19 protein-coding genes are annotated in these 23,874 nt (G+C 70.0%); 7 read left to right on the top strand and 12 right to left on the bottom strand.

Translation table 11 applies throughout. The annotated features are described in order from the left end of the window. Positions 1–55 precede the first annotated feature (55 nt). On the bottom strand, positions 56–3,598 hold the full coding sequence (gene dnaE / locus AC07FT_RS00150; protein ID WP_479172742.1) for a DNA polymerase III subunit alpha: 3,543 nt from the start codon (positions 3,596–3,598) through the stop codon (positions 56–58). Between the two features lie 237 nt (positions 3,599–3,835). On the opposite strand from dnaE, the gene AC07FT_RS00155 reads away from it, so the two are divergent. From AC07FT_RS00155 to AC07FT_RS00175, 5 genes are all read left to right on the top strand, one after another. Then, positions 3,836–5,161: a DUF2252 domain-containing protein gene (locus AC07FT_RS00155; RefSeq protein WP_471195842.1), complete on the top strand. Its 1,326-nt coding sequence runs from the start codon at positions 3,836–3,838 to the stop codon at positions 5,159–5,161. 142 nt (positions 5,162–5,303) lie between these two features. Beyond that, the gene (locus tag AC07FT_RS00160; RefSeq protein ID WP_479172744.1) at positions 5,304–6,404 is read left to right on the top strand and encodes a thioredoxin domain-containing protein; all 1,101 of its coding nucleotides are present in this window, start codon (positions 5,304–5,306) and stop codon (positions 6,402–6,404) included. Between the two features lie 62 nt (positions 6,405–6,466). Next, positions 6,467–7,147 (top strand): hypothetical protein, encoded by a 681-nt coding sequence (locus AC07FT_RS00165; RefSeq protein ID WP_479172746.1) that lies wholly within the window; start codon positions 6,467–6,469, stop codon positions 7,145–7,147. A gap of 125 nt (positions 7,148–7,272) precedes the next feature. After that, the gene (locus tag AC07FT_RS00170) at positions 7,273–8,115 is read left to right on the top strand and encodes a thioredoxin domain-containing protein (RefSeq protein WP_471195834.1); all 843 of its coding nucleotides are present in this window, start codon (positions 7,273–7,275) and stop codon (positions 8,113–8,115) included. Positions 8,116–8,270: 155 nt separating this feature from the next. Further along, on the top strand, positions 8,271–9,911 hold the full coding sequence (locus AC07FT_RS00175) for an alkaline phosphatase D family protein (protein ID WP_479172748.1): 1,641 nt from the start codon (positions 8,271–8,273) through the stop codon (positions 9,909–9,911). Between the two features lie 31 nt (positions 9,912–9,942). Here AC07FT_RS00175 and AC07FT_RS00180 read toward each other — a convergent pair whose 3' ends face one another. Next, on the bottom strand, positions 9,943–10,524 hold the full coding sequence (locus AC07FT_RS00180) for a dienelactone hydrolase family protein (RefSeq protein WP_471195827.1): 582 nt from the start codon (positions 10,522–10,524) through the stop codon (positions 9,943–9,945). 120 nt (positions 10,525–10,644) lie between these two features. Here AC07FT_RS00180 and AC07FT_RS00185 point away from each other — a divergent pair, with 120 nt between their 5' ends. Beyond that, positions 10,645–11,784, top strand: coding sequence for a mechanosensitive ion channel family protein (locus tag AC07FT_RS00185; protein ID WP_479172750.1), 1,140 nt, complete (start codon positions 10,645–10,647; stop codon positions 11,782–11,784). 11 nt (positions 11,785–11,795) lie between these two features. Here the strand turns inward: AC07FT_RS00185 and AC07FT_RS00190 are convergent, their stop codons facing one another. The 4 genes from AC07FT_RS00190 to AC07FT_RS00205 all read right to left on the bottom strand — a co-directional run bounded on the left by AC07FT_RS00190 (position 11,796) and on the right by AC07FT_RS00205 (position 14,701). Further along, positions 11,796–12,272 (bottom strand): GNAT family N-acetyltransferase, encoded by a 477-nt coding sequence (locus AC07FT_RS00190; RefSeq protein ID WP_479172751.1) that lies wholly within the window; start codon positions 12,270–12,272, stop codon positions 11,796–11,798. After that, complete coding sequence (locus tag AC07FT_RS00195) at positions 12,269–13,210, bottom strand: RluA family pseudouridine synthase (RefSeq protein ID WP_479172752.1); 942 nt, start codon at positions 13,208–13,210, stop codon at positions 12,269–12,271. The genes AC07FT_RS00190 and AC07FT_RS00195 overlap by 4 nt, the downstream gene beginning before the upstream one ends. A 97-nt stretch (positions 13,211–13,307) precedes the next feature. Then, entirely contained in the window at positions 13,308–13,889 is a 582-nt protein-coding gene (locus AC07FT_RS00200; RefSeq protein WP_471195814.1) for a signal peptidase II, read from the bottom strand. A 74-nt stretch (positions 13,890–13,963) separates the two neighbouring features. Continuing rightward, positions 13,964–14,701 carry a TraR/DksA family transcriptional regulator gene (locus tag AC07FT_RS00205; RefSeq protein ID WP_471195812.1) on the bottom strand — a complete coding sequence of 246 codons (738 nt, stop codon included), beginning with the start codon at positions 14,699–14,701 and terminating at the stop codon, positions 13,964–13,966. Between the two features lie 618 nt (positions 14,702–15,319). Here AC07FT_RS00205 and ileS point away from each other — a divergent pair. Next, complete coding sequence (gene ileS / locus AC07FT_RS00210) at positions 15,320–18,454, top strand: isoleucine--tRNA ligase (protein ID WP_479172755.1); 3,135 nt, start codon at positions 15,320–15,322, stop codon at positions 18,452–18,454. 213 nt (positions 18,455–18,667) lie between these two features. On the opposite strand, the gene AC07FT_RS00215 is transcribed toward ileS, so the two are convergent. The 6 genes from AC07FT_RS00215 to ftsZ form a co-directional block, all read right to left on the bottom strand. Then, the gene (locus AC07FT_RS00215; protein WP_471195806.1) at positions 18,668–19,843 is read right to left on the bottom strand and encodes a DivIVA domain-containing protein; all 1,176 of its coding nucleotides are present in this window, start codon (positions 19,841–19,843) and stop codon (positions 18,668–18,670) included. A 49-nt stretch (positions 19,844–19,892) separates the two neighbouring features. After that, complete coding sequence (locus AC07FT_RS00220; protein ID WP_431773035.1) at positions 19,893–20,189, bottom strand: YggT family protein; 297 nt, start codon at positions 20,187–20,189, stop codon at positions 19,893–19,895. Positions 20,190–20,262: 73 nt separating this feature from the next. Continuing rightward, positions 20,263–20,877, bottom strand: coding sequence for a cell division protein SepF (locus AC07FT_RS00225; protein ID WP_201874106.1), 615 nt, complete (start codon positions 20,875–20,877; stop codon positions 20,263–20,265). 123 nt (positions 20,878–21,000) lie between these two features. Continuing rightward, on the bottom strand, positions 21,001–21,720 hold the full coding sequence (locus AC07FT_RS00230; RefSeq protein ID WP_471195800.1) for a YggS family pyridoxal phosphate-dependent enzyme: 720 nt from the start codon (positions 21,718–21,720) through the stop codon (positions 21,001–21,003). Between the two features lie 3 nt (positions 21,721–21,723). Further along, entirely contained in the window at positions 21,724–22,458 is a 735-nt protein-coding gene (gene pgeF, locus AC07FT_RS00235; RefSeq protein ID WP_479172758.1) for a peptidoglycan editing factor PgeF, read from the bottom strand. Positions 22,459–22,501: 43 nt separating this feature from the next. Beyond that, positions 22,502–23,743: a cell division protein FtsZ gene (gene ftsZ, locus AC07FT_RS00240; protein ID WP_479172760.1), complete on the bottom strand. Its 1,242-nt coding sequence runs from the start codon at positions 23,741–23,743 to the stop codon at positions 22,502–22,504. Positions 23,744–23,874 lie beyond the last annotated feature (131 nt).

Consider the following 23,874-nt stretch of genomic DNA (forward strand, 5'->3'; position numbering starts at 1 on the left):
CGGTTGAGGGGCGCGCCCGGACGGGCGCGCCCCTCATACGGCTACCGGGCCGGACTCATCCGGCCAGACAGGATGCCCCCAGCAGCACCTTGAGATCGCCGAACAGGGCCGGGTCCGCGGTGACCCGGTGCCGGTCGAGCCTCAGCACCGTGGTCTTGCGGGCCCCTTGGAGCTTGATCCGCACCTCGGTGGCACCGCGGTGGTGGCTGAGCACCTCGCCCAGCTTCTCCACCAGCGGCGGGGTGACCTTGACCGTGGGAATGGTGATCGTCACCGGGGCGTTGGCCGACGCCTCGGACAGATCGGGGACCATCAGCTCCATCGCGACCAGCCGGGGCACGTCCTCGCGCTTGTCGAGACGGCCCTTGACGAAGACCACCGCGTCCTCGACCAGCTGGGTGGAGACCAGCTGGTAGGTGGCCGGGAAGAACATGCACTCGATGGAACCGGCCAGGTCCTCGACGGTGGCGATGGCCCAGGCGTTGCCCTGTTTGGTCATCTTGCGCTGGAGGCCGGAGATGATGCCGCCGATGGTGACGATCGCGCCGTCGCTGTGCTCACCGCCGGTGAGCTGGGCGATGGCGGCGTCCGCCTTCTCGTTGAGGACGTGCTCGATACCGAAGAGCGGATGGTCGGAGACATAGAGGCCGAGCATCTCCCGCTCCTGGGCGAGCAGATAGGTCTTCTCCCATTCGACATCGGAGAACTCGATGTCCAGACCGAAGCCCGGACCGTCGCCACCGCTGTCGTCGCCCATCCCGCCGAAGAGGTCGAACTGTCCCTCGGCCTCCTTGCGCTTCACCGCCACCACGTTGTCGATCATCGTCTCGTAGTGGGCGGTGAGTCCCTTGCGGGTGTGGCCCATCTCGTCGAAGGCGCCCGCCTTGATCAGCGATTCGGTGGTGCGCTTGTTGCAGACGACCGCCTCGACCTTGTCCAGGTAGTCGGGGAAGGAGCTGTACTTCCCCTTGGACTTGCGGCTGCGGATGATCGCTTCCACCACGTTCTGACCGACGTTCCGCACGGCGGTGAGGCCGAAGAGGATCACATCATCGCCCTGCGCGGTGAAGTTGGCCTCCGACTCGTTCACATTCGGTGTGAGGACCTTGATGCCCATGCGGCGGCACTCGTTGAGGTAGACCGCCGACTTGTCCTTGTCGTCGCGCACCGAGGTGAGCAGGGCCGCCATGTACTCGGCCGGGTAGTTGGCCTTGAGGTAGGCGGTCCAGTAGGTGACCAGGCCGTAAGCGGAGGAGTGCGCCTTGTTGAACGCGTATCCGGCGAACGGGACCAGCACGTCCCAGACCGCCTGGATCGCCTCGTCCGAGTACCCCTTGTCGCGGGCGCCCTTCTGGAAGTTGACGAACTCCTTCTCCAGCACCTCGGGCTTCTTCTTGCCCATCGCCCGGCGCAGCAGGTCGGCCTGGCCCAGCGAATAGCCCGCGAGCACCTGGGCGGCCTTCTGCACCTGCTCCTGGTAGACGATGAGGCCGTAGGTGATCCCGAGGACCTCCTTGAGCGGCTCCTCCAGCTCGGGGTGGATCGGGGTGATCTCCTGCTGGCCGTTCTTCCGCAGCGCGTAGTTGATATGCGAGTTCATGCCCATCGGACCCGGCCGGTACAGGGCCGAGACGGCGGAAATGTCCTCGAAGTTGTCGGGCTTCATCATGCGCAGCAGGGAGCGCATGGGGCCGCCGTCGAACTGGAAGACGCCGAGGGTGTCACCTCGGCAGAGCAGTTCGAAGGTCTTGGGGTCGTCCAGGGTCAGATCGAGCATCGTGAGGTCGACGCCCTTGTTGGCCCGCACCATCTTCACGGCGTCATCCATGATGGTGAGGTTCCGCAGGCCGAGGAAGTCCATCTTCAGCAGGCCGAGCGACTCACAGGTGGGGTAGTCCCACTGGGTGACGACCTGGCCGTCGTTCTTCGGCGAGAAGACCGGGACGTGGTCGGTGACCGTCTCGCTCGACATGATCACGCCCGCGGCGTGCACGCCCATCTGGCGCACCAGGCCCTCGATACCGCGCGCGGTGTCGATGACCTTCTTCACATCCGGCTCGTTCTCGTACATCCCGCGCACTTCGCCCGCCTCGCTGTAGCGGGGGTGCTTCTCGTCGGTGATACCGGACAGCGGGATGCCCTTGCCGAGCACATCGGCGGGCATGGCCTTGGTGATGCGGTCGCCCATCGCGTACGGATAGCCGAGCACCCGGGCCGAGTCCTTGATCGCGTTCTTGGCCTTGATGGTGCCGTAGGTGCCGATCTGGGCGACCTTGTCGGCGCCGTACTTCTCGGTGACGTACCGGATGACCTCACCGCGCCTGCGCTCGTCGAAGTCGATGTCGACATCGGGCATGGAGACGCGCTCCGGGTTAAGGAACCGCTCGAAGATCAGCCCGTGCTCGATGGGGTCGAGGTCGGTGATGCCCATCGCGTACGAGACGATCGATCCGGCCGCGGAGCCACGGCCGGGGCCGACCGCGATGCCGTTGTTCTTCGCCCACATGATGAAGTCGGCGACCACGAGGAAGTACCCCGGGAACCCCATCTGGATGATGACGTCCATCTCGTACTCGACGAGCTTCTGGCGGTCCTCGGGGATGCCGCCGGGGAAGCGGCGGGCCATCCCCTTGCGGACCTCCTCCTGGAACCAGGTGACCTCGGTGAACCCCTCGGGGACGTCGAACCGCGGCATCAGGTCGCGCTTCTCGAACCAGCCGGTGTTGTCGATCTGCTCGGCCACCAGCAGCGTGTTCCGGCAGCCCTCCTGCCAGGCGTCCGAGGAGTCGATGGCGTACATCTCGTCGGTGGACTTCAGGTAGTAGCCGGTGCCGTCGAAGCGGAAGCGGTCGGGGTCGGAGAGGTTCTTGCCGGTCTGGACGCACAGCAGCGCGTCATGGGCCACGGACTCGCGGGAGTAGGTGTAGTGCGAGTCATTGGTGACCAGCGGGGGGATGCCCAGCTTCTTGCCGACCTCCAGCAGCCCGTCCCGGACCCGGCGCTCGATCTCGATGCCGTGGTCCATCAGCTCCAGGAAGTAGCGGTCCTTGCCGAAGATGTCCTGGTACTCGGAGGCGGCCTTCACGGCCTCGTCGAACTGCCCGAGCCGCAGCCGGGTCTGGAGCTCGCCCGAGGGGCAGCCGGTGGAGGCGATCAGACCCTCCGACCACTGGGCGATGGTCTCCTTGTCCATCCGGGGCCATTTGACGAAATAGCCCTCCATATAGGCGTCGGAGGAGAGCCGGAAGAGATTGTGCAGACCGGTCTTGTTCGCCGCCCAGATGGTCTTGTGGGTGTAACCACCGGAACCGGAGACGTCATCGCGCTTCTGGTGCGGCTGGCCCCACTGCACCCTCCGCTTGTAGCGGCGGGACTCCGGCGCCACATACGCCTCGATACCGATGATCGGAGTGACCCCGGCGCCCGTCGCCTGCTGGTAGAAGTCGTACGCCCCGTGCAGGTTGCCGTGGTCGGTCATGGCGATATGGGTCATGCCCATCTCGTTGCACGCGTTGAACATGTCCTTGAGCCGCGCGGCACCGTCCAGCAGCGAGTACTGGGTGTGGACGTGCAGGTGCGTGAAGGGCGGCTTGGTCACGGTGGCAGACCTCCGGGAGCGGTCGACGGCGGCAGGGCGGGGCCAGCTCCGAAGGTTACCCCTCCGCACTGACAGCGGACGGGCACTCGCGAGTAGCCTCAGGCGTTGGTCCGGACGGGCCGTCCCCTCCGCCGGGCGATGACGCGCACGCCGGGGCGGGACGGAAACTACCCTGTCGGTTCCTGTTCGGTTCCATCCACCCCGGCCAGATCTCTCATGCCCCAGGAGGCGTTCCGCATGTCGACCCAGCAGAGCCTGGCGGAACAGCGCGGCGAACACATCCTCGCCGTCTTCGACACCGCCTTCGGCGAGCTGCTCGCCGCCGACCCGGCCGCCTTCCGCGTCAAATTCCGCAAGATGGCCGCCTCGGCGTTCGCCTTCTACCGCGGTACGGCGTGTCTGTTCTACGCGGACGCGGAGCGGGAGCGCGCGGGCGGCCCCTATCTGGACGAGCGCACCAGCCGGGTCTGGATCCACGGCGATCTCCACGCCGAGAACTTCGGCACCTACATGGACGCCAACGGGCGGCTGATCTTCAATGTGAACGACTTCGACGAGGCATACGTCGGCCCCTTCACCTGGGACCTCAAGCGCTTCGCCGCCTCGGTCGCGCTGATCGGCTACACCAAGGCGCTCAGCGACGAGATGATCTCCGACCTGGTGCGCACCTACGCCGCCGCGTACCGCGAGCGCATCCACGCCCTGGCCACCGGCGCCAAGGACGACGAGGTGCCGCCGTTCACCCTGGAGACCGCCGAGGGCCCGCTGCTGGACGCGCTGCGCGACGCCCGGTCGCTCACCCGCTTCGGACTGCTGGACTCGATGACCGAGATCCGCGACTTCGAGCGCCGGTTCGCCGGGGGCGGCGGCTCCATCGAGCTGGACGCCGCCACCCGTTACAAGGTCCTGGCCGCCTTCGACGGCTATCTGGAGACACTGCCGGAGGCCAGCCTCACCCGCCCCGACTCCTACCGCGTCAAGGACGTGGTGGGCCGCCGGGGTATCGGCATCGGCAGCGCCGGGCTCCCCTCGTACAACATCCTCCTCGAGGGCAACAGCGACGCCCTGGAGAACGATGTGGTGATCTACATGAAGCAGGGGCAGACCCCGGCGGTCTCCCGGCACATCACCGATGAGCAGGTGCGCTCGTACTTCCAGCACGAGGGCCATCGCACGGTCATCTCCCAGCGCGCCCTCCAGGCCCACGCCGACCCGTGGCTGGGCTGGACCGAGCTGGACGGCGCCGGGCAGCTGGTCGCCGAGATCTCGCCGTACGCGGTGGACCTCGACTGGTCGGACATCGACGACCCGACCGAGATCGCGGCGGTCGTCGCCGATCTGGGACGGGCCACGGCGACCATGCACGCGGCCGCCGACGACCAGAGCGGCCACTCGCTGGTTCCGTTCTCCACCGAGCGCGCCATCGACGCGGTGATCGCCGCCGACGAGGACGGCTTCGCGGAGCTGCTGGTGGACTTCGCGCACTCCTACGGGGCGCGGGCGCGGGCCGACCACCAGATCTTCGTGGACCTCTTCCGCAACGGCCGTATCCCCGGGCTCTGACGACGGGCCGCGGACGCGGCGGCCGGCCGCCGCCGGACCCGGGCGACCGGGCTCCGGCGGCGGCCGTGTTCCCGGGCCGCGGACGGACGTTGGCCCCACCCGCGGCCCCACTCCCCCGGGTCCGCCCTCTATCGTTACGGCCATGTGGCCTGGACAGCACGGACAGCAGCCGCCGGGGGGCGAGCCGAACCCGCAGCACAACGGCCGGCACCAGTCGTTCCCGCAGCCCGGGACGACTCCGCCGGGATCGCCCCCGCCGCCTCCCGGGCCACCGCCCGCCCAGCCCCCGGGCTTTCCGCCCGGCCCTGCCGCGCCGCCACCGGGTGGCGGTGGCGGCGGCTGGGGCACTCCGCCGCCACCGCGCGACCGGCAGCGCCGGGCCGCGCTGACCGCGATCATCGGGGTGTCGGCCGCCGCCGCGGTACTGGCCGCCGTGCTGGTGATCACCGACGACGAGCAGCACGACGGCCCCCAGGGCAACCAGGACCAGGCGCAGCCCTCCCTGCCCGTCCCGGGCGGCGCCGCGCCGTCGGGCGACGTCGCGGGCGGCTCCGGCAGCGGCTCCGGCTCCGGCTCGGGGGGTGAGGACTCCGGCAGCGGCAGCGGCACCGGCGGCTCGGGAGGCGGCTCCGGGTCCGGCACCCTGGTCGCCCCCGCGCACACCTCCGGTCCGCGCGGCACCACCGTGCTCATCGGCGAGGAGGGCGCGAAGCACACCCTCGACCTCTACGAGGACCTGCGCTGCCCGCCGTGCGCCCAGTTCGAACAGAAGGTCGGACCCACCGTCCGCGAGGACGTCGAGGACGGCAAGTACCGGGCGTCGTTCCACTTCGCCACCTTCCTGGACCGGAACCTGAAGGGCAGCGGCTCCCGGAACGCACTCAGCGCGCTCGGCGCCGCACTGAACGTGAGCACCGACGCCTTCTGGGACTACAAGGCCGCGCTGCTGTCCGCGGAGCACCACCCCGAGGAGTCCACGGACTCCTTCGCCCAGGACAGCTTCCTGCTGGACGTGGCCGAGGACGTGCCCGCCCTCGACGACAGCGCCGCCTTCCGCACCGCCGTCCGCAAGGGCACCTACGACCGCTGGGCCAAGGAGGTGTCCGCGGTCTTCGACCGCTCCGGGGTGAACGGCGCCCCCGCCCTGAAGCTCGACGGCACCGCGCTCACCGGGAGCGGCGGAAACGCCCCGACGACCGCGGCGGAGTTCACCAGGGCGGTGAACGACCAGCTCAGGGACTGACCGGGAGCCCGGCCCGGCTCTTGATGTCACTCCTACGACCGACCGTGGCAAAATTTGAGGTCATGGACGGCACCGGACCGCAGCTGAGGACCGTGCGCGCGGCGCTCTTCACAGCGCTGTGCGTCACGCTGTCGTCGGCGTCCCATGTGCTGCTGTCACAGACCCCGCTGCCGCTGACCACGATCGCCGTGCTGTCGGTCGCCGTCTTCGCCGTCGCCTACGCCCTCGCCGGGCGCGAGCGCGGCTTCTGGGGCATCGCGGCCCTGCTGGTCCCGCTGGAGCTGGCCGCCGACACCGTCTTCACCACCGGCCAGGACGCCTGTTACGGGCCGTCCGGCGGCCCGGTGGCGGGCTCCCTGCGCTCCATGGGCGTCACGGTGCTCTGCGGCGGCGGAGACGTCGGCACCCCGCTGGCCCGGGTCACCCACGCGAGCGGCGGTACCGCGCTGACGGACACGGTCAGCTCCGCCACGCCCTGGCTGCTGCTGGCCGCCCATATCGCGGTGGGGCTGGTCGCCTCGGCCTGGCTGCGCCGCGGTGAGGCCGCCGTCGGGCGGCTGCTGGGCGCGCTGGCCGGGTTCGCCTTCCGGCCGCTGCTGCTGGCCGCCGCGGCGGCCGGGGCGGCCCTGCGCCCCCGCCGGCCCGCCGCACGCACGGTGCGCCCGGTCCGTCCGGCACCCGCGCTCCCCCTGCTGGTGCACTCCGTCGTGCGCCGTGGACCGCCCCGCTCGGCCCTGGTCTGAGCACCGCTCCGGGCACGTACCGCTGACACCGTTCATCGAGCGCCTACGGCTCGTACGGCCCTGAGCACAGCGATCCCTACACCCGTACGCAGTACTGACGCTTTCACGACGGAGATCGATCACATATGAGCAACCGCAATAGCCACCAGAACAAGCAGGCCGCGCGCGAGCGGCTGCGCGCCGAGCGCGAGCGCCAGGCGAAGCGGGACCGGGCACGCCGCCAGCTGTTCGTCGGCGGCGCGGTCCTGGCGGTCCTGGCGATAGCCGGCGGCATAGGTTACGCCGTCACCAACCTGGGCGGTGACGACGAGAACCCCAGCAAGAAGTGGAAGGTCGCGGCCGAGAAGACCAAGCTGGTCACTCCCGCCAACTCCTCCGGCCCCGACGGCACCACCGTCATCATCGGCAAGAAGAGCGCCAAGAACACCCTGCATGTCTACGAGGACATGCGGTGCCCGGTCTGTTCCCAGTTCGAGCAGTTCACCGGCAAGACCGTCGAGAAGGGCATCAAGGACGGCACCTACAAGGCCCAGTTCACGATGGCCGCCTTCCTCGACGACGCCCAGCAGATCCGCGGCAGCGGCTCCAAGAACGCCCTGAGCGCGCTGGGCGCGGCGCTGAACGTCAGCCCGGACGCCTTCCTGGAGTACAAGTCCGCCCTCTTCTCGGCGAAGAACCACCCCGAGGAGACCGACGACGCCTTCGCCGAGGACAAGAAGCTGCTCGATGTCGCCCAGCAGGTCAAGGCTCTCAAGGGCAACAAGGAGTTCGAGCAGGCCGTCAAGAAGGGCACCTACGACCACTGGGCGGTCAAGATGTCCAAGACCTATGACACGGCGGCGAAGCGGGACAACCTGTCCGGTACCCCGGCCTTCCAGATGAACGGGCACAACCTGGAAGCCAACGGCAACCCGCCGATGACCCCGGACCAGTTCACGCCGCTCGTCCAGAAGTACCTGAAGAAGTAGCGGCGGCCCACGGGGCCTTCGCGGGGCCGGTGCGCGCCGGAATCGGCTTGCGCACCGGCCCCGTGGTGTCTTCGCGCGGTATCTAGGGATACGTGTAGGCGAACTTCCTCCCGGGGCCTGTCCCCTGGGATTACTTCCCAGTAATCTCGTCCGCCGTGACCCCCCATGACAACCACCACATATCGCGCCGCAGCGCCGTCACGGCCGTAGCGGCGACCGCGGCCCTGCTGCCCCTCGCCGCCGGCCTCCCGGCCCACGCCGCGAACGGCCCGGCCTTCGTGCACGGCATCGCCTCGGGTGACCCGCTGCCCGACGGAGTCCTGCTGTGGACCCGGATCACCCCCACACCCGAGGCGGTGCCCGGCTCGGGGCGCGGCCCGGCCATCGACGTCCGCTGGGAGGTGGCCTCCGACCGCAACTTCCGCTCCGTCGTCGCCCACGGCACCGTGCGCGCCTCCGCCGCCACCGATCACACCGTCAAGGCCGATGTCCGCGGACTCAAGCCCGCCACCGACTACTTCTACCGGTTCAGCGCCGACGGCGGTGCCACCTCCCCGGTGGGCCGCACCCGCACCACCCCCGCCCAGCACGCGTCCACCGACGGCGTCCGCTTCGGTGTGGTCTCCTGCGCCAACTGGGAGTCGGGCTACTTCGCGCCGTACCGTCATCTGGCGGGCCGCACCGACCTGGACGCCATCCTCCACCTCGGCGACTACATCTACGAGTACAAGAGCGGCGAGTACCCGGAGGCGAAGTACGTCGTCCGGCCGCACAAGCCCGCCCACGAGATCGTCACCCTCGCCGACTACCGGATCCGGCACGCCACCTACAAGACCGACACCGATGTCCAGGCGATGCACGCGGCACTGCCGATGATCGCCATCTGGGACGACCACGAGTTCGCCGACAACGCCTGGTCGGGCGGGGCGGAGAACCACACCCCGGGCAGCGAGGGCGCCTGGGCGTCCCGGATGTCCGCCGCCAAGCAGGCGTACTTCGAGTGGATGCCGGTGCGCCCCTCCACCGGGGGCACCACCTACCGGCGGCTGCGCTACGGCACCCTGGCCGACCTCCATCTGCTGGACCTGCGCTCCTACCGCAACCAGCAGGTCTCCACCGGCAGCGGTGACGCGGACGACCCGAACCGCACCCTGACCGGACGCGCCCAGCTGGACTGGCTGAAGTCCGGGCTGTCCGGTTCCGACACCACCTGGCGGCTGGTGGGCAACTCGGTGATGATCTCCCCGGTGGCCTTCGGCGCCATCCCGGCCGATCTGCTGGGCCCGCTCGCCGAACTGCTCGGACTGCCCAAGGGCGGGCTGGCCGTCAACACCGACCAGTGGGACGGCTACACGGACGACCGGCGCGAGCTGCTGGCCCATCTGACCGACAACGCGATCGACAACACCGTCTTCCTGACCGGCGACATCCACATGGCGTGGGCCACCGACGTACCGGTGAAGGCGGCCACCTATCCGGTGTCCCGGTCCGCCGCCACCGAGTTCGTGGTCACCTCGGTGACCTCGGACAACATCGACGACATCCTCCACATCCCGGCGCACACGCTGTCCCTGGTGGCGGCAGCCGCCATCAAGGCCGCCAACCGCCATGTGAAGTGGGTGGACATGGACTCGCACGGCTACGGGGTGCTCGACATCACCGCCGAGCGGGCCCAGATGGACTACTACACGGTCTCCGACAAGGCCGACCGCAACGCCACCTCCGCCTGGGACCGGTCCTACCGCACCCTCTCCGGCACCCAGAAGGTCGAGCGCGTCGACAAGCCGGTGGGCTGAACCCGCCCCTCCGGCGCCGGGGTCCGCCCGGTCAGAGCTGGTCGAGGAAGCCGAGGGCCACCCGCCAGGTGGCCACGGCCGCCTCCTCGTCGTAGTCCGGGAGCTCGGGGTCGGTGTACAGGTGACCGGCCCCGGCGTACCGGTAGACCTCCACATCGGCCCCGGCCCGCCGCATCCGCAGGTACCACGCGTTGAGCCAGTCGTGCGGCTCGAACGGGTCGGGGTCGGCGACGTGCAGCTGTACCGGCAGTTCATCGACGGCCGCGTCATCGGCCAGGTCCGAGGTGCCGTGCAGCAGGAGCAGCCCGCGCGCCTTCTCATCGCCCAGGGCCAGGTTCTGCGCGATCGAGGCGCCGAGCGAGAAGCCCGCGTAGACCAGTCCGCGGTCGGAGTGCGGGGCAGCGGCGGTGATGGCCCGCTTCAGCAGTTCCTCCTGGCCGATCTCGTCCTTGAGGTCCCGGCCCTCCTCGACGCTGCTCACCGTCCGCCCCTGGTACAGGTCGGGCACGATCACCTCATGACCGGCCGAGCGCAGCCGGTCGGCCGCCGTGTGCACCGCGGGGCGCAGCCCGTACACGGAGTGGAACAGAACGACCGTCGACGCTTCCGCCACCGCTTCACTTCTCCTTCTTTCGTGGTTCGCGCTCGTCCCATCGTGCCAGTTACGTTCCGGAGGAGGTGGATCCGGGAAGACGGGAGACTCGGGACTCCCGAAGGAATGAGGTAAGTGTCCATGGAGGACGTACTCCGTCCGCTCGTCGTCATCGGCGGCTCGCTGGCCATCACCCTCTGCGTCGGCTGGGCCGTCGACTGGCTGCTGCGCAGGGCCGATGCCCGGCACCCGGAGACCCCGCTGTGGGGTCTGCTGCGCCGCTGCCGGCTGCCCCTGCAGGTGACCGTGTGCACGGCGCTGCTGAGCGGTTCGTACGACGAGACCCAGGCGGAGGTCGTCGAGGAGCACACCGCGGCCATCGGACAGCTCCTGGCGCTGGTGCTGATCGCGGCCACCGCCTGGCTGGTGGTGCGGGTCGCGTCGGCGGTGGTGGAGTCCACCTACTCGCGCTACGCCGCCAGCGCCCACGACCCGGCCCGGGTGCGCCGGGTGCGCACCCAGGTGACGCTGATCCAGCGGGTGGTCACCGCGGTCGTCGGGGTGGTGGCGATCTCCGCGATGCTGCTGACCTTCCCGGCGATGCGCGCGGTGGGCACCTCGATGCTGGCGTCCGCCGGACTCGTCGGCATAGTCGCCGGTATCGCCGCCCAGTCGACCCTGGGCAACCTGTTCGCCGGGCTGCAGATCGCCTTCGGCGACATGGTGCGCATCGGCGACACGGTGGTGGTCGACGGCGAGTGGGGCACGGTCGAGGAGATCACGCTGACGTTCCTGTCCGTACGGACCTGGGACGAGCGCCGGATCACCATGCCGGTGTCGTACTTCACCTCGAAGCCGTTCGAGAACTGGTCGCGCGGCGGGACCCAGAAGACCGCCACCGTCCTGTTCCACCTGGACCACGGCGCACCCGTCGAGGAGATGCGCGACCGGCTGCGGGAGATCGTGCAGAGCTCCACCGCCTGGGACGGCCGGGACTGGAACCTGCTGGTCACGGACACCACCCCGAGCACCATCGTGGTGCGGGCGCTGGTCACCGCCCGGGATCCGGACGACGCCTGGACGGTCCGCTGCGAGGTGCGCGAGCAGATGATCGCGTTCCTGCGGGACGCCCATCCCTACGCCCTGCCGAAGATCGCCACCGCTCCGGCGCCGACCACGGCGCCCGCACCGCAGCCCCGGCGCCGCTCCGAGCGGGAGGACCACTTCACCCGCTTCGACGACCGGCTGAGCAAGGACGGCTCGGGCCGCGGCCGCGGCTGAGGTAACCGCCCCTACAGCTCCCGCCGCATCGCGCGGTGCGGGATGCCGCTTCCCTCGTCGAACTCCGGACCGGACGCCGTGTAGCCCAGCCGCTCGTAGAAGCCGAGCGCTTGGGTCTGGGCCTCCAGGTAGACCGCGGTGAGCCCGCGGCGGAGGGCTTCGGCCTCGACGGCCCGCACCAGCGCGGCGCCGAGCCCGGTGCCACGCGCCGCCGCCGTCACGGCCAGCCGGCCGAGGGCGGCGGTGGTGGCACCCTCCACCCCGGCCCGGCCGTACTTCTTGTCGGCGGCCGCGCCGTGCAGGAAGCGGACGGTGCCGACCGGACGCCCGGCGGCGCCGGTGGCCAGGAGGTGCACGGCCTCCGCGTCGTACGCGTCCATCTCCTCGGCTTCGGGGATCCGCTGCTCACCGACGAAGACCTCGCGGCGGACCGCGAAGCAGTCGGTGAGGTCGCCGTCGGTGATGACGCGGATGACGTGGGCGGTCACGCGCTCTCCGCCCGCACGATGTCCAGCGACCGCTGGAGGTCGTCGGGGTAGGCGCTCTCGAACTCGGCCCAGCCGCCGTCGGCGGGGTGCTCGAAGCCCAGCCGGACCGCGTGCAGCCACTGCCGGGTGAGCTTCAGCCGCTTGGCGAGCGTGGGGTCCGCGCCATAGGTGAGGTCGCCGACGCAGGGGTGGCGGTGGGCGGACATATGCACCCGGATCTGATGGGTGCGGCCGGTCTCGAGCTTGATGTCCAGCAGACTGGCGGCGCGGAATGCCTCGATCAGGTCGTAGTGGGTGACGCTGGGCTTGCCCTCGCTGGTCACCGCCCACTTGTAGTCATGCTGGGGGTGGCGGCCGATGGGCGCGTCGATGGTGCCGCTCAGCGGGTCCGGGTGGCCCTGCACCAGCGCGTGGTAGCGCTTGTCCACGGTGCGCTCCCGGAACTGCTGCTTGAGCAGGGTGTACGCGCGCTCGGACTTGGCCACGACCATCAGCCCGGAGGTGCCCACGTCCAGCCGGTGGACGATGCCCTGCCGCTCGGCGGCGCCGGAGGTGGAGATCCGGAACCCGGCGGCGGCCAGTCCGCCGATCACGGTGGGACCGGACCAGCCGGGGCTGGGGTGGGCGGCGACACCGACCGGCTTGACGATCACCACGATGTCGTCGTCGTCGTGGACGATCTCCATGCCCTCGACGGGCTCGGCGACGATCTGCACCGGCGGCGCGGCCTGCGGCATCTCGACCTCGAGCCAGGCACCGCCGGAGACCCGGTCGGACTTGCCCGCCACGCTGCCGTCGACCTGCACCTTCCCGGCAGCGGCCAGTTCGGCCGCCTTGGTCCGCGAGAAGCCGAACATCCGGGCGATCGCGGCATCGACGCGCTCGCCCTCCAGGCCATCGGGTACGGGCAGGGTGCGGATCTCGGGAATCGTACTCACCCGTCGAGTATGACGGACCGGACGGACCGGTTCGTACGGCAGTCGCACACTGCCCGGTCGCACACGGCGGCCACGGAACCGGGCGCGACGGCCCGGTTCAGTCCTTGTGGACCGTGCCGTCGGGGTCCAGACCGCGGAAGGAGAGGATCACGATCAGGAAGCCGCCGCACACGATGGCCGAGTCGGCGAGGTTGAAGACCGCGAAGTGGGCCGGGGCGATGAAGTCCACCACCGCGCCCTGGAGGTGCCCGGGCGCCCGGAAGATCCGGTCGGTGAGATTGCCGAAGGCCCCGCCGAGCAGCATGCCCAGCGCGATCGCCCACGGCAGGCTGTAGAGCTTGCGGGCCAGCCGCGCGATCACCAGGATCACCGCGGCCGCGATCACCGTGAAGACGATGGTCATCGCCTCGCCGAAGCCGAAGGCCGCGCCCCGGTTCCGGATCACCTCGAGCTGGAGCAGGGTGCCGAGCACCTCGACCGGCGCATGGTGCTCCAGTTTGGCGACCACCACCAGCTTGCTCGCCAGATCGAGCAGATACGCGAAGGCGGCGACGGCGAGGAGCACCCCGATCCGCCGCTTTCCCCGGTCCGGGGTACCGGTCGGGTCGGCGCTGGTCCCGGCGCCCTCCTCGGCCTTCCCCGCGTCTGGCGTACCGATGGCCTGCTCCGCCTCTGTCACCTGAGTCCCTCAACCTCGTCCGGGCCAGTCTCCCCCTGGCTGAGGACGAGGGTACGGCACCCGCGTACGGGAGGTCAGCGGCGCTCCTGGCGCTGTTTGCACTCCACGCACAGGGTGGCCCGCGGAAACGCCTGCATCCGGGCCTTTCCGATGGCGTTGCCGCAGACCTCGCAGAGGCCATAGGTCCCGGCGTCCAGCCGCTCCAGCGCGCGCTCGGTCTGGAGCAGCATCTCGCGGGCGTTCCCGGTGAGGGCCATCTCGTGCTCACGGGTGATGTTCTTGGTGCCGGTGTCGGCCTGGTCGTCACCGGCACCGTCACCGGAGTCGCGCATCAGCCCGGTGATCGCCTCCTCCGAGGCGAGGATCTCGGTGCGCAGCCGTCCGGCCTCGGTCAGCAGCTCGGTGCGCGCCTCGGCCACCTCCGCCGCCGACCAGGGCTCCTCACCGGGACGTACCGCGAGCTCACTGGGGTCGACCGGAGCGCCCGCGGCGCGTGCCTTGGGCACGGGGGGCGCGGTCGCCGTGGCCTTCTTCGCGCTCGGCGCACCACCGGGGGTCTTCTTCGCAACCACTTTCCTGGCTCCCGTCTTCTTGGCGGGCACCGCCTTCTCGGCCGGTGCGGCCTTCTTGGCTGTGGTCTTCTTCGGTGCGCTCTTCTTCGCGGCCTTCGCGGTCGCCGCGGTCGTGGACTTCGCCGCCGCCGCGGTCTTCTTCGCGGCCTTCTTGCCCGGTGCGCTCTTCTTGGCGGGCGCGGCCCCGGTCGCCTTCGCCTCGCCCTCCTGCTCCTGCGCGGCGGTCTTCCTCGCCACCATGCCGCGACCCCTTCACATATTGTGATCTTGTTCGCGAATCGTTCCGGAACGATAAATCGACTCCGAGCGCGCGGCAACGGGGCACGCCGCCCGATTCGCCCGGCTTGCCCGTACGGCAACCCGGTCTCCACCGTTGTGCCCCACTCCGCGCCCGGCGAATCCGGCCGTGGACCGGTACCGGAGTGGCCCCGCCGCTCCCCCGGACTCCGGCACCCGGCGTATCGGCATTCGGGTCATCCCCGGGTGCCCGGTACCTCACTCGGCGCAGCGGGGCGGAGGGAGCCCTCGGGTGGGGTACCGGGATAAACGGTCGGCCGCGGTCGGTCCCGCCCCGTACACTGGGCGCAGCGAAAGGCGCGGATGGGGACGAGTAGCGTCGTGAGCGGCCATGAGCGACCCGGGGACGGTGAGAGCCCGGGGGCGAGCGCGATGTGAAGGATCACCCCGGAGCCGCCGGAAGAACCCCCTCCCAGGGCCAGTAGAACCGGCATCGCGACCCCAATGAGGGGGCCGGGAGAGCGGTGCGCCCGGCCAAGGAGGGTGGTACCGCGGGAGCGCGAAGGCTCTCGTCCCTCCGGACGGAACGACGAGCGTGTGTCCGCCGGAGGAAGATTCCCGATGACGCTGTACCGCCAGGTGCCCGCCCAGGTCGACCTGCCCGCCCTCGAGCACGCCGTGCTCGACTTCTGGCGGGAGAACAAGATCTTCGCCCGCACCCTCGAGCAGTCCGAGGGACGGCCGGAGTGGGTCTTCTACGAGGGCCCGCCCACCGCCAACGGCATGCCGGGCGCCCACCACATCGAGGCCCGTGTCTTCAAGGACGTCTTCCCGCGCTTCCGCACCATGCGCGGCTACCACGTCGACCGCAAGGCGGGCTGGGACTGCCACGGCCTGCCGGTGGAGCTGGCGGTCGAGAAGGAGCTGGGGTTCAACGGCAAGAAGGACATCGAGGCGTTCGGCATCGCCGAGTTCAACGCCAAGTGCCGTGAGTCGGTGACCCGGCACACCGACGCCTTCGCCGAGCTCACCACGAGGATGGGCTACTGGACCGACCTCGAGGGCGCCTACTGGACGATGAACCCCGAGTACGTCGAGTCGGTGTGGTGGTCGCTGAAGGAGATCTTCGGCAAGGGGCTGCTGGTCCAGGACCACCGCGTCGCCCCCTGGTGCCCGCGCTGCGGCACCGGTCTGTCCGACCACGAGCTGGCCCAGGGCTACGAGACCATCGTCGACCCCTCGGTCTACGTCCGCTTCCCGCTCACCTCCGGTCCGCTGGCCGGTGCGGCCTCGCTGCTGGTGTGGACGACCACCCCGTGGACCCTGGTCTCCAACACCGCCGTGGCCGTCCACCCCGAGGTGCGCTACATCGCCGCGACCGACGGCCAGGAGACGCTGGTGGTCGCCGAACCGCTGCTGGAGAAGGCGCTCGGCGAGGGCTGGACGCCCACCGGGCAGTCCTTCACCGGCGCCGAGATGGAGCGCTGGACCTATCAGCGCCCGTTCTCCCTGGTGGAACTCGAGGACGCGCACTTCGTGGTCAACGCCGACTACGTGACCACCGAGGACGGCACCGGTCTGGTCCACCAGGCCCCCGCCTTCGGTGAGGACGACCTCAAGACCTGCCGGGCCTACGGGCTGCCGGTGGTCAATCCGGTCCGTCCGGACGGCACCTTCGAGGAGGGCCTGGAGCTGGTCGGCGGCCAGTTCTTCAAGAAGGCCGACGAGGCGCTGACGGCCGACCTCAAGGAGCGCGGACTGCTCTTCCGGCACCTGCCGTACGAGCACAGCTACCCGCACTGCTGGCGCTGTCACACCGCACTGCTCTACTACGCCCAGCCGTCCTGGTACATCCGCACCACCGCGGTCAAGGACGCGCTGCTGCGGGAGAACGAGAAGACCAACTGGTATCCCGACTCGGTCAAGCACGGTCGTTTCGGTGACTGGCTGAATAACAACATCGACTGGGCGCTCTCGCGCAACCGCTACTGGGGCACCCCGCTGCCCATCTGGCGCTGCGCCGAGGACCACCTCACCTGCGTGGGCTCGCTGGCCGAGCTCTCCGAGCTGACCGGCACCGACCAGTCCGGGCTCGACCCGCACCGTCCGTTCATCGACGAGATCACCTTCACCTGCACCACCGAGGGCTGTTCTCTCACCGCCCAGCGCGTCCCCGAGGTGATCGACGCCTGGTACGACTCGGGGTCGATGCCCTTCGCGCAGTGGGGCTACCCGTACCGCAACAAGGAGCTGTTCGAGAAGCGCTATCCGGCGCAGTTCATCTCCGAGGCCATCGACCAGACCCGTGGCTGGTTCTACACGCTGATGGCGGTCGGCACCCTGGTCTTCGATAAGTCCTCGTATGAGAACGTCGTCTGCCTCGGTCACATCCTGGCCGAGGACGGCCGGAAGATGTCCAAGCACCTGGGCAACATCCTCCAGCCGATCCCGCTCATGGACCAGCACGGCGCCGATGCGGTCCGCTGGTTCATGGCCGCGGGCGGCTCGCCCTGGGCCGCCCGGCGGGTGGGCCACGGGACGATCCAGGAGGTCGTCCGCAAGACGCTGCTGACCTACTGGAACACGGTCGCCTTCCAGGCGCTGTACGCCCGCACCTCCGGCTGGGCGCCCGGCGCGGACGACCCGGCCCCGGCCGACCGCCCGCTGCTGGACCGCTGGCTGCTGGGCGAACTGGGCACCCTGACCGAGCAGGTCACCCAGGCCATGGAGGCGTACGACACCCAGCGCGCCGGAAAGCTGCTGTCGTCGTTCGTGGACGACCTGTCCAACTGGTACGTGCGCCGCTCGCGCCGCCGCTTCTGGCAGGGCGACGCCGCCGCGCTGCGCACCCTCCACGAGGTCATCGAGACGGTCACCCGGCTGATGGCCCCGCTGGTGCCCTTCATCACCGAGCGGGTCTGGCAGGACCTGGTGGTCCCGGTGGACCCGGAGGCCCCCGAGTCGGTGCACCTGGCGAGCTGGCCGGAGGCCGACCAGGCCATGATCGACCCCGAGCTGTCGGCCCGGATGACACTGGTCCGGCGGCTGGTCGAACTGGGCCGGGCGACCCGGGCCGAGTCCGGGGTGAAGACCCGGCAGCCACTGTCCCGCGCCCTGGTCGCGGCGTCCGGATTCGAGCTGCTCTCCACCGAACTGCGAGCGCAGATCGAGGAGGAGCTGAACGTCTCCTCCCTCGCCTCGCTCAGCGAGGTGGGCGGTTCGCTGGTGGACACCACGGCGAAGGCCAATTTCCGCGCCCTGGGCAAGCGCTTCGGCAAGGGCACCCAGCCGGTCGCCAAGGCCATCGCCGAGACCGACGCCGCGGCGCTCTCGGTGGCCCTGCGCGGGGGCACGGCCTCAGTGGTGGTGGACGGTGAGACGGTCGCCCTCTCCCCCGACGAGGTGATCATCACCGAAACGCCCCGCGAGGGCTGGTCGGTGGCCTCCGACGCGGGTGCCACGGTGGCTCTGGACCTGGAGATCACTCCGGAGCTGCGCCGCGCCGGACTCGCCCGTGATGCCATCCGGCTGATCCAGGAGGCCCGCAAGAACAGCGGTCTGGACGTGGCCGACCGGATCGCGCTGCGCTGGGACTCGGCGGACGAGGAGCTCCGGCAGGCGCTCACCGATCACGCCGGTCTGATCGCGGACGAGGTCCTCGCCACCGACTTCGCCCCGGGTGAGGGCGACTCCGGCTACGGCGAGCCCTTCACCGACGAGCCGCTCGGGCTGACGTTCCGCCTCCGCAAGGCGTAGGGACCCCCGGTCCCACCCCGATGGCCCGGCCGTTTCCGGCCGGGCCATCGGCGTATCGGAAACCCGTCCGGGGCCCGGCACGGCGTACGGATGGGGCTCAGGGCCGGACCCGGGCACAGAACGGGGCCGGGCCCCGGGAGATCTCTCCCGGGGCCCGGCCCTGTGATTGCCGAACGCTCCGCGCGGTGGCGAAACCGCGTCAGGTGGAACGCGTCAGTTGTCGTCCTCGTCGATCAGGAAGCCCCGCATCGGGCTGGGCGCCTGCTGCATCGGCTGCGGACTCTGCGGCCGCACCGGTGCCATCGGCTGGGTCATCGCGGGCGACATCTGCTGCTGGCCGCCGTAGGACGGAGCGCCGCCGTTCTGCCCGTGGCCACCGCCCATGGGCTGGTTGCCGCCCATGGTGTGGCCGCCCATCGTGCCGGCACCGGCCGAGGCCATGGAACCGCTCATCGAGGGGGACGGCGGCAGCGAAGCGGTCGCCGGGGTGCGCGGCGGGGCCAGCGAGTCGTCGGCCTGGTTCTCCAGCTGGCGCAGCTGGCTCTCCAGGTACGACTTCAGCCGGGTGCGGTACTCGCGCTCGAAGCCGCGCAGGTCCTCGACCTTGCGCTCCAGCGTGGCGCGAGCGGACTCCAGGGAGCCCATCGCGACGCGGTGCTTCTCCTGCGCGTCCCGCTCCAGGGCGTCGGCCTTGGCGCGGGCGTCCCGCTCCAGGCCCTCGGCGCGGCTACGGGCCTCGCCGACGATCTTGTTGGCCTCGGAACGGGCCTCCGCGATCGCCTGGTCGGCGGTCTGCTGCGCGAGCGAGAGCACCCGCGCGGCGCTGTCGCCGCCCGGACCCTGGCCCGGCTGCGGAAGCTGCGGGCCGCCGGGACCACCGGGACCGCCCATCGGGCCACCCATCGGGCCGCCGGGGCCCATGGGACCGTTCTGGCCCATCGGACCGTTCTGACCCATGGGGCCGTTCTGGCCCATCGGACCGTTCTGGCCCATCGGGCCGGGTCCGCCCTGCTGCATCGGTCCGGGGCCGTTCTGGCCCATCGGACCGGCCGGCAGCTGCGGGGCACCACCCGGAAGTTGGGGCGGGCCACCCATCTGCTGCTGGCCGGGCGGCACCGGCTGCGGTCCGGATATGGCGGCGGGGACGGGAGCCCCGGGCCTCTCCTGCTGTTCTGGGGGCTTGCGCATGCCTTGTTGCTGCTGGCTCTGCGCCGCGGCGCGGGTCGCTGCCGCCAGCTTGGCGCGCAGGTCCTCGTTCTCCCGCAACAGCCGGGTCAGTTCGGCTTCGACCTCGTCGAGGAAGGCATCGACCTCGTCCTCGTCATAGCCTTCTCGGAGGCGGACGGTCGTGAACTGCTTGTTCCGCACGTCCTCGGGGGTCAACGGCATCTCTACTTCACCTCAACGTAGTCGTCGGCAATCGGCAAGACCGTATCGTTCACACGCTGCTCGCAAAATTGCGCACGACGGTGATCAGGATCCAGACGATGATCATCAGCACGAAGAAGGACAGGTCGAGCGCCACACCCCCGAGACGCAGCGGTGGAATGAACCGCCGCAAGAGCTTGAGTGGCGGATCGGTGACAGTGTAGGTGGCCTCGAGGATGACCACCATCGCCCGACCGGGTTGCCACGAGCGTGCGAACTGGAAGACGTAGTCCATCACCAGCCGGAAGATCAGCACGATCAGGAAGCAGTACAGCGCGATGTAGACCACCTGTAGTGCGATGCCCATCCCGCGCGTCCCTCTCCCCTGTTACGTACTCGGCCTCGCGGCCGCAGATGACTCGATGTTGCCGTGTTGCGTCTCAGCTCTGGTTGAAGAACCCGCCCTCTGCGATACGGGCCTTGTCCTCCGCCGTGACATCGACGTTAGCAGGAGACAACAGGAACACCTTCTGCGTCACCCGCTCAATGCTCCCATGGAGACCGAACACGAGTCCGGCGGCAAAGTCGACAAGTCGCTTTGCGTCCGTGTCGTCCATCTCCGTCAGATTCATGATCACCGGCGTGCCCTCACGGAAGTGTTCCCCGATAGTACGGGCCTCGTTGTAGGTCCGCGGGTGCAGTGTGGTGATGCGGTAGGGCTCCCGCTCGGACACAACCTTGGGCATGATCACCGGTGCGTTCTTCTCCAAGTTCTGACGTTCAGGTGTGATGGACGCCACGGGGGCGATTCGCGCGGGTCGTCCGGTTTCCACCGCGAGGGGGGCAGGTTCACGCTGTGCGGGGGGATGGACGACTCGCACAGATTCGCCCCTTTCCGGGCGAGGTTCGGTCTCCACCACCTGGTGCCGCCGACGGTCCCGCTCGGGCTCCGGCTCGGGCTCGAAATCGTCATCGGGGTCGAACCCCCGGCCGTCGTACCCATCGTCCTCCACGAGGCCGAGGTAGACCGCCATCTTGCGCATAGCGCCGGCCATTCTCTGCGTCCTCCGCTCTGTGGTGGATCGGCTCCGCCACCGGATGCCATGGATCCACGCGGCCTGCCCGCCTTTTGACGGGAATGACCATATTTTCTGCTGTGGTCCGACTTCTTCGCGACGTTACCGGAGCGGGGGACGGACTCCGAGTACCGCAGTGCCGACGCGCACATGTGTCGCCCCCGCCGCCACTGCTTCCTCCAGGTCCGAGCTCATTCCCGCGGAGACCATGTTCGCAGCCGGATGGGCCGCGCGCAGGCGGGATGAGATTTCCGCCAGCCGGTCGAAGGCCGCCCGCGGCCGCCCTTCGTAGGGACCGGCCAGCGGCGCGACGGTCATCAGACCGTCCAGCCGCAGACCCTCGGCCGCGATCACGGACTCGGCCAGCGCCTCCACTCCGTCCGGGCCGATCCCTCCGCGCGATCCCCGCTCACCGGAGTCCGCGTCGAGGGCGACCTGGATCAGGACACCCATCTCCCGGGCGGTGCGTACCGCCGCACCGGAGAGGGCGTCGACCAATCGCTTGCGATCGACAGATTGCACCACATCGGCATAACTGGAGACGGAACGTACCTTATTGGTCTGCAATTGCCCGACAAAGTGCCAGATCAAGGGGAGATCTGCGCATTCGGCAGCTTTGGGGCCCGCCTCCTGGTCGCGGTTCTCGGCGACGTGCCGTACGCCCAGTTCCGCCAGCAAACGGACATCGCTCGCCGGGTACGTCTTGGTGACCACGATCAGGGTCACCTCTTCGCGCTTGCGACCGGCGGCGGCGCAGGCGGCGGCGATACGTTCCTCCACCTGGGCCAGGTTCGAGGCCAGTTCCGTCTTGCGATCCGTCACAGCTCAGCCGTCCAACCACACGTAGCTCGCGAGCCGCCCGGTGGTGTGCTCGCGCCGGTAGGAGAAGTGGTCCGCCGATTCCAGCGTGCAGATGTGAGATTGTCCATCCATCTGGACACCTTCGCGGGCGAGTTGGGCCCGTACCCCCGCGGCCACGTCGACCGCCGGGGTTCCCCAGCTGGTCTCGGCCCATGCCTCGGGGACCGTCTCCGCCACCTCGGCGCGCATCGCCGCGGGCACCTCGTAGCAGCGTCCGCAGACCGCGGGGCCGGTGCGGGCGGTGATCCGGGCGGGGTCGGCGCCCCGCTCCACCATCGCCCCGACCACCGCCGGGACCACTCCGGCGACCAGCCCCGGCCGCCCGGCGTGGGCGGCTCCGGCCACCCCCGCCACCGGGTCGGCGAGCAGGACCGGGGTGCAGTCGGCGGTGAGGACCGCGAGGGCGAGCCCCCGACGCGTCGTCACCACGGCGTCCACCGCGGGGATCTCCTCGTCACCGGTCCACGGGCCGTCGACCACCGCCACGTCCCGGCCGTGCACCTGGTTCATCCAGACCACCGCGGCGGGGTCCAGGCCCAGCGCCTTGGCGGCCAGCTCACGATTGGTCCGTACCGCCTGGGAGGCGTCGCCGACCGCACCGCCGAGGTTGAGCTCGTCATACGGAGCGGCGCTCACCCCGCCCCACCGATCGGTGAAGGCGAAGTGCGCGCCGCTCGCGTCGTGCTGTTGCGCTATCACTGCCGGGTCGTTTCAGGGTCACCGTGGAGACATCTGGCCGGGCTCACTTGAGGAAGTCCGGGACGTCCAGCTCCTCGGCCTGGCTTTCCGGGTAGGGCCGGGCCGGCGGGACCTGGGGGGTGGCGACCGGCGGTGCCGGGACCTCGGCCACAGGGGCGGGGTCCGCCGGGGCGGGCTCCTCCTCGCGCGGGGTGACACTGCCGAGTCCACCGAAGGACGGGCGGCCGGGCTCCTGGGCGGGCGGGCGACTGGAGGAGGAGTTGCCGCCGACGCCCTCCTCGCGGTTGCCACTGCCGTTGTACGAGCCGAGCACCTTGTCGCGGTTCTTCGCGGGCGGCTGACCTCCGTCGAAACCGGCCGCGATCACGGTGACCCGGACCTCGTCGCCCAGGGCGTCGTCGATCACGGCACCGAAGATGATGTTCGCCTCGGGGTGGGCGGCCTCGCTCACCAGCTGGGCGGCCTCGTTGATCTCGAACAGACCCAGGTCGGAGCCGCCGGAGATGGAGAGCAGCACCCCCCGGGCGCCGTCGATGGACGCCTCCAGCAGCGGCGAGGAGATCGCCATCTCGGCGGCGGCCACCGCGCGGTCGTCGCCGCGGGCCGAGCCGATGCCCATGAGCGCCGAGCCCGCCTCGGACATCACGGACTTCACATCGGCGAAGTCGAGGTTGATCAGGCCCGGGGTGGTGATCAGGTCGGTGATGCCCTGGACGCCCGACAGCAGCACCTGGTCCGCCGACTTGAACGCGTCGAGCACGCTCACCTGACGGTCCGAAATGGACAGCAGGCGGTCGTTCGGGATCACGATCAGGGTGTCGACCTCGTCGCGCAGCCCGGCGATACCGTCCTCGGCCTGGTTGGCGCGGCGGCGGCCCTCGAAGGTGAACGGACGGGTCACCACACCGATCGTCAGGGCGCCCAGCGAACGGGCGATGTTGGCGACGACCGGGGCGCCACCGGTACCGGTGCCACCGCCCTCGCCCGCCGTCACGAAGACCATGTCGGCCCCCTTGAGGACCTCCTCGATCTCCTCGCGGTGGTCCTCGGCGGCCTTCCGGCCGACTTCGGGGTTGGCGCCCGCGCCGAGGCCACGGGTGAGCTCGCGGCCGACGTCCAGCTTGACGTCCGCGTCACTCATCAGGAGGGCCTGCGCATCGGTGTTGATCGCGATGAACTCGACGCCCTTGAGCCCGACCTCGATCATCCGGTTGATGGCATTCACGCCACCGCCGCCGATGCCGACGACCTTGATGACTGCGAGGTAGTTCTGCGGTGCTGCCACGTCGAAGGCCTCTCGCCTCGAGTTACGTGTCGTCACCCCGCCGTTGCCGCGGTGCGCCGACTGATGCCGAATGGGACGGTTCCGATTGCCGACCCCAACCCTAACGCTGAAGTTTAGGGTTACCAGTACCT

The organism is Streptomyces sp. NPDC045899, from assembly GCF_056431485.1.